The 6,047-nt window shown below is 42.5% G+C and carries 6 protein-coding genes and 1 pseudogene; 2 read left to right on the top strand and 5 right to left on the bottom strand.

The genetic code is table 11. The features are described 5' to 3' along the window. Positions 1 to 74: 74 nt before the first annotated feature. Positions 75 to 500 carry a helix-turn-helix domain-containing protein gene (locus KTE19_RS06285; RefSeq protein WP_217341878.1) on the bottom strand — a complete coding sequence of 142 codons (426 nt, stop codon included), beginning with the start codon at positions 498 to 500 and terminating at the stop codon, positions 75 to 77. Positions 501 to 677: 177 nt separating this feature from the next. On the opposite strand from KTE19_RS06285, the gene KTE19_RS06280 reads away from it, so the two are divergent. Next, positions 678 to 1,040 carry a hypothetical protein gene (locus KTE19_RS06280; RefSeq protein WP_217164020.1) on the top strand — a complete coding sequence of 121 codons (363 nt, stop codon included), beginning with the start codon at positions 678 to 680 and terminating at the stop codon, positions 1,038 to 1,040. A 116-nt stretch (positions 1,041 to 1,156) separates the two neighbouring features. On the opposite strand, the gene KTE19_RS06275 is transcribed toward KTE19_RS06280, so the two are convergent. Next, complete coding sequence (locus KTE19_RS06275) at positions 1,157 to 2,134, bottom strand: helveticin J family class III bacteriocin (protein ID WP_217341877.1); 978 nt, start codon at positions 2,132 to 2,134, stop codon at positions 1,157 to 1,159. A gap of 527 nt (positions 2,135 to 2,661) precedes the next feature. Here KTE19_RS06275 and KTE19_RS06270 point away from each other — a divergent pair. Beyond that, the gene (locus tag KTE19_RS06270; protein WP_217164024.1) at positions 2,662 to 3,576 is read left to right on the top strand and encodes an NADP-dependent oxidoreductase; all 915 of its coding nucleotides are present in this window, start codon (positions 2,662 to 2,664) and stop codon (positions 3,574 to 3,576) included. A 136-nt stretch (positions 3,577 to 3,712) separates the two neighbouring features. On the opposite strand, the gene phoU is transcribed toward KTE19_RS06270, so the two are convergent. The 3 genes and pseudogenes from phoU to pstB (KTE19_RS06255) all read right to left on the bottom strand — a co-directional run bounded on the left by phoU (position 3,713) and on the right by pstB (KTE19_RS06255) (position 6,040). Continuing rightward, positions 3,713 to 4,459, bottom strand: a complete 747-nt coding sequence (phoU, locus tag KTE19_RS06265; protein ID WP_217341876.1) for a phosphate signaling complex protein PhoU — start codon at positions 4,457 to 4,459, stop codon at positions 3,713 to 3,715. Positions 4,460 to 4,477: 18 nt separating this feature from the next. Further along, a pseudogene (pstB, locus tag KTE19_RS06260) lies at positions 4,478 to 5,228 on the bottom strand (phosphate ABC transporter ATP-binding protein PstB). Positions 5,229 to 5,245: 17 nt separating this feature from the next. Next, complete coding sequence (gene pstB / locus KTE19_RS06255; protein WP_217341875.1) at positions 5,246 to 6,040, bottom strand: phosphate ABC transporter ATP-binding protein PstB; 795 nt, start codon at positions 6,038 to 6,040, stop codon at positions 5,246 to 5,248. Positions 6,041 to 6,047 lie beyond the last annotated feature (7 nt).

The raw sequence follows: 6,047 nt of genomic DNA, 5'->3' as shown, positions 1-6,047 counted from the left end.
CCCTGTAGAATACAGGAATCAAGCCATGGTAGCTTAAATCAATATCTAAACTTGTCTAACTTTTCTGTTGCACTTCACAACGTTAATCGCCGTTTCAGATTTATCCAACTCTCATAAGAAAGAAATACTGCAAGTTCATTGATCAATAAGATCAAAGTGGTGATCGCTGAATGAAAACCTGGCAAATAATACATATGTAGGTAACCGACAATCAATAGAACAATGTTAAAGCGATACGTGGCAATGAAAACAGTTTGTCTTTTCCTAGACCTTTGTTCCTTGGGTCTATCATTGACAGTCATTTTCGCATCCCGGATGAGATTGTCCACTGATATTCCAAATAAATCACTCAGTTTGATGAGCATGCTAGCATCAGGATAACTGCGATCATTCTCCCAACCAGAGATGGTTTTTCGAGAAACGTGGAGATATGCTGCCACATCTTGCTGAGTCATCTGCTTATTTTTTCGAAATTGCTTTAATTTTGTCGAAATACCCACGGCTTTCACTCCTTTATTTTTATTATGACTTGTTATAAGTATCTGTTGTTGGCAACTTCTTAGCCTGAGCACCAAAAACAACCTCAAATTAGGCATGTCTGTGATTCTAAGCTTGTACTTTTAATATTATAGGATAATGATGAAAGCATCAATTGGTTAAAGGGAGATGATGTAATTATGAATATCAAACAACGAACATTCTTAACAAAATTTGATAGGGCCATCTTTACAGCTGGCTACATTCTAATAGGAATAAGCATTTTTATTTCTGTCGTCAGTCCATTTTGGGAAAGCGCTATCATCGGGCTAGTTATCGTTGGAGCGCTGGGAATTGTCTTAAAGCGTCACAGACAACTAAAAAAGCCTATTTTTAAAGGCCTCACATTTCCCTTACTTACCTATCCCTGCTTCCAGGTTCCTGATATCCTAACCAATACAATGAGTCATCCAAACATCTTTGCGAATCTACTTCTCTTTTTAATGATATGTTGGGGTGGTTTCTTGATCTATTTATATTCAAAAACAGAGCGAAAAAACTGAGCGCACATAGTGAGATTAATTAAAAACATTTCAGTTTGCATTTTATTGATAACTGGCGGTAATAATCAATACGGTTCATTCAACCGCTAATAGCGGTAATGACAATTATCCCATCATTAGATATTAGAAAACCAATACACTCGATTCTCTAACGTCTTCGTCGCATATGGCTCGGCGTCATGATACGCAATCCCGATATATACCCGAGACGCTACCTGGATCCCCTCAGTCTCAATATTTTTGCCGATCCAATTAGAATGGTGTAGCAAAACTTGTTGAGCAGTTTGACTTCCCCATTCGAATCGGCTGATTCCTGGTGTGTCAGCGCTAGGGTGGTTTTCGCTGACAGCTGCTTGACCACTGGAAACGTAAATTGCAAGCCCATTGTCCAAGTCGAACCCTTGAATTGATGGCGATGTTAGTTGGTTCGCGAACTTTGATATTTCAAAATACGGAGTGGCAACCCGAGTTGAAAACAGATCACCCACTTGACTGAGATCCACAAAGCCATTATGATCATCGACCGCATCCAAGGCATCATTCAACTTTCGGCTATCATACAAACTGAAGTGGGCTGTATTTTCCACATCAATTGCCGCAATTAATAACGTCTGCTTGTCAGGTGACAACGCCCCTTCCACTCGCTTGAGTTGGCCGTATGAATCACCTGTCGGCGTGGCATGGTTTAACATCACCAGGCGGGTGACGGAAGTATTGCCCCGATGACGGGTTCGCCGTTCTCGATTTGGTTTAAAACGAATGCGGGCGAGTTGGGTTCCCCATTTCATATCCGGATAATCGACTACATTTGGTTTAGTCACCACCCACCAGTAATCAATCCCGTTATGCTTGAAGTATTCTAAGGTCTGGCCATGGCCAAAATTCTTAAGATACATCTTCTTCGCGTGGCGAAAATTGAGATCATACCCATTTTTCACCCGATTTTTTCGAACGCGGGAGATCACTGCATCCCTGTTTTGATGATACAACTGTAAGGCGTATACATATTTAGTGCCCACGTAGACCTTCTGCACGACTGTTTGCTTGGGTAAATTTTTCAAACGATATTTTAGGTAAGTGTTCGTTTCAGCCATTTTGTCATCCCTCTCAATGAACTTCATTTTAGGATAAGTATTTCATTTTTGGAATTACAAATTCCAGTTCTATTCCTATTGTAGCGAGGAATCAAGCTAATAATACTAATTCATAAATTATTGTGGCAATGCCAAAATCACTCATGATATACTTTTAAAGTCGCCTACCTAGCGTCAGTTAGGGGGTGTTCATGTTGTTCCAGAACTTCTTTGCCCCACTTGCGGTAGCGCTAATTACCGCTTGGTTTGTTGACTGGCTGAACCGCAGACACCGCAAGTAAAGCAATATAGGCGACATTCAGCCATAAAAAAGCCCTCAACAGTTGCAGCTGTTGGGGGCTTTGGTGTTCATGGTGCCAAAACTTCTTTGCACTACAAATATATCATATCCGCCGCATTTTTCAAGTTATGTGCGCGTGGGATAAACATTTCACCTCATCAACAACTCCCGCCTAATTGATTGCTTTTCGACCTGGATGAATTATAATTAGTTTAGGGGATTGTGAATTAGAAAGGAGCAATTAGCGATGAAAGCATTTGGATACGAAAAAAATGGTGGCTCGGAAGTTTTCCAGGAATATGATGTTCCCGTTCCAGAGATTACCAGCAACCAAGTTCTCATTAGAACCCAAGCGTTTAACTTAAATAACTTTGAAGCATTACAACGAGCGGGTAAATTCAAGCCTACTGATCATCGCATTATTCCCGGCCGAGATGTCGCTGGAATTGCCGAACAGGTTGGTAGTGATGTTAAGGGTATTAAAATTGGTGACCGCGTCGTTGCCCATGGCCATCATTCCTACGCTGAATATGCAATGGGTGATGATACCAATACCGTCACCATTCCAGATAGCGTCTCATTTGCGCAGGCCGCTGGAATTGTTACACCTGGATTAGCCGGCTACAAGGGCGTTCATCTATTTGGGAACGTCCAACCCGGCCAAACCGTCGTTGTTAAAGGAGCTTCCGGTGGTGTTGGTTCGATCGCCGCCCAAGTTGCTTTAAGCATTGGTGCCAAAGTAATTGGGGTTGGTTCCAGTCGCAATGAGGAATATGTTAAATCATTAGGAATCACGGATTACGTTGCTTATGATCAACAAGACCCAGCAAAGGCTTTGGCAAACACGGCCGACGTTGTCATTGACGCCGCTTTGAATGGCATTGGCAGTGAAAATGATGCTGAGATTGTCAAGAATGGCGGGATTATTGCCAGTGTCGCAGATGGCGATCCGGATACCGACAAGGATGTTCACTTCAATCACATTCACCCAACCCAACAAATCACTGATTTACAGGCACTAAAGGCCATGATTGAACTAATGGCCCAAGGAAAACTTTCAATTAAGATTGCCAAGCAACTACCATTTACGTTAGCTGGCGTTGTAAAAGGCCATCAGATCTTGGAATCAAAGCATGATGGGCGAGTAATTGTCGCCAAATAACGACCCCTTTAAAAATTAAAGATGGACTCAAAAACAGTTTCTCCTAGAAAACTAGGAACTGCTTTTGAATCCATCTTTTTGTAACTGATATTTTAGCATTTCAATGATTACGGTTTAGCTTCAATTCATAGCTAAACTATTGATTACCCTTTTTATTGGGTGCTTTATCCTTTTCTTTCACAATTTCTTCTGAGTACAGCTTGTTAACTAATTCGGGGTTGGCTTTGCCAGGATTTAACTCAACAATCTGACCAGCGGCACTATAAACAATCCATTCTGCTAAATTGACAATGTGGTCACCAATCCGCTCAAGCAGACGAATGACCATAAAGTAACTTGAACTGGCAAGGGCCGTTTCGGTATTCTCCTCAACGGCTTTGGTAATTGCATCGCGAATCAATAGGTATTGTTCGTCAACGGCCACATCTTCGTTGGTTAACGTTTTAGCGGCATCAGCGTCACTCTTGGAATAGGCATCCAATGCTTTTTCCAGCATATCGCGAACCTGATCGGTCATCTTGGCGATTTCTTTTTCGACTTTGGGAATTCGCGGATTGCCTTTCACTCGAATGGTCTCCCGGGCAATGCTAACGGCATGATCGCCAATCCGTTCCAAATCTGAACTGGCCTTCAAAATACTGATAATCACCCGAAAATCAGTGGCAACCGGCTGTTGAAGGGCAATCAAACTCAGGGCCTGCTTCTCCAGTCGCATTTCTTCGCCGTTGGTTTCGTTATCGGCATCAATGACCTCCTGCGCCAACTTTTTGTCATGTTCCATAAAAGCCTTAGTTGAACTATAAATCTGTTCACTAATATTGAGCCCCATTTCAACAAACCGGCCGTGGAGCTTTTTTAATTCATCATCAAATAATTCTCGCATTGTGGTGTCCTCCCTGTATTATCCAAACTTCCCATTCAAATAGTCACTGGTCTTCTCATCATCTGGGTGAATAAACATCTTCTCAGTTTTCGAAAATTCAACCAGATCACCGTTCAACAAGAATGCCGTCTTGTCTGAAATTCGCGATGCCTGTTGCATATTATGGGTCACGATGATGACCGTGTACTCATGGCGAATATTCATTAACGTGTCCTCAATCTTGGCACTGGAAATTGGATCCAACGCACTGGTCGGCTCGTCTAGTAACACCACTTCCGGCTGGACGGCTAACACCCGGGCCGATCCGTTGCTGCTGCCCACCAGAGAACGCTAAGGCATTTTCATAGAGATGGTCCTTAACTTCATCCCAAATGGCGGCTTGCTTCAAACTGGTTTCCACCCGCTCATCAAGAACGTGTTTGTCCTTTTCACCCGCTAACCGCAAACCATAAGCAACGTTTTCGTAGACGCTAAACGGGAATGGATTGGGTTGCTGGAACACCATGCCAACCCGTTTTCTCAAATTAACCACATCAGTTTGGGGAGCATAAATATCTTCATCTTCCAGCTTAATGCTTCCGGTAATGGTGACCCCTTTGATTAAATCATTCATTCGATTCAAGCAACGCAAGTAAGTGGACTTACCACACCCCGACGGACCAATTAATGCAGTGATTTGGTGTTCTTCGAAATCCAGGTTAATGCCGTGGAGGGCTTCTTTTTTGCCATAGTATAAATGGACATCTTTACTTGTAATGATTTTGGTCATTGCCCACTGCTCCTTTACTAGCCAAAGTTACCGGATATGTAATCCTCAGTGGCTTTGATTTCTGGATTAGTAAATAATTTTTCCGTTTCGTCATATTCAAGCACGTGGCCCATGTGGAAAAATGCCGTGTAATCCGCAATTCTTGATGCTTGTTGCATATTATGAGTCACAATAATGATTGAATAATTTTTCCGCAATTGTTGGAGAGTTTCCTCAATCTTAGCGGTCGATATCGGATCCAAGGCACTGGCCGGCTCATCTAGCAACAGAATATCCGGTTTCATGGCGACACAACGGGCAATACATAGCCGTTGCGCTTGACCACCAGATAATGCCAAGGCACTTTTATCCAGCTCATCTTTGACTTCATCCCAAAGCGCAGCGGCTTTCAAACTCTCCTCAACTCGTTTATTCAATTCGTTCTTATCTTTTATTCCGTTTCGTTTTAAAGCAAAGGTAATATTTTCTCGAATTGATTTGGCAAAGGGGTTCGGCCGTTGAAACACCATGCTGATGTGTTTGCGGACTTCGTAGACATTAATATTCTTACTATTGATATCAGTATCTCGATACATAATTTTGCCTTTAACGGTCGCAATCCGATCGTTCATCCGGTTCAAGCAGCGCAAATACGTTGACTTTCCTGATCCGGAGGCACCTATCAAAGCGGCAATCCGGTACCGGGGAAATTCCAACGAGGCATCGTGCATGGCATGGTTATCCCCATAGAATACTTGGAGATTTTCCGTGGTCATCGCTTTTTCCAACGGTATATCAATAATGTGGGTATCATCAAATGAATAGTTTTGCATATTAATC

It is taken from the genome of Lentilactobacillus dabitei (genome assembly GCF_019061365.1).
In the GTDB taxonomy this organism is placed as follows: Bacteria; Bacillota; Bacilli; order Lactobacillales; family Lactobacillaceae; genus Lentilactobacillus; species Lentilactobacillus dabitei.
The sequence above is the reverse complement of the archived record's forward strand: the minus strand, read 5'-3'. Positions and strand labels throughout refer to the sequence as shown.

What these genes read in the sequence shown, in the direction of transcription:
- KTE19_RS06275 (WP_217341877.1), bottom strand. Translation starts at nt 2,134, where the DNA reads ATGGCTGAAACGAACACTTACCTAAAATATCGTTTGAAAAATTTACCC.
- phoU (WP_217341876.1), bottom strand. Translation starts at nt 4,459, where the DNA reads ATGCGAGAATTATTTGATGATGAATTAAAAAAGCTCCACGGCCGGTTT.
- KTE19_RS06270 (WP_217164024.1), top strand. Translation starts at nt 2,662, where the DNA reads ATGAAAGCATTTGGATACGAAAAAAATGGTGGCTCGGAAGTTTTCCAG.
- KTE19_RS06280 (WP_217164020.1), top strand. Translation starts at nt 678, where the DNA reads ATGAATATCAAACAACGAACATTCTTAACAAAATTTGATAGGGCCATC.
- pstB (WP_217341875.1), bottom strand. Translation starts at nt 6,040, where the DNA reads ATGCAAAACTATTCATTTGATGATACCCACATTATTGATATACCGTTG.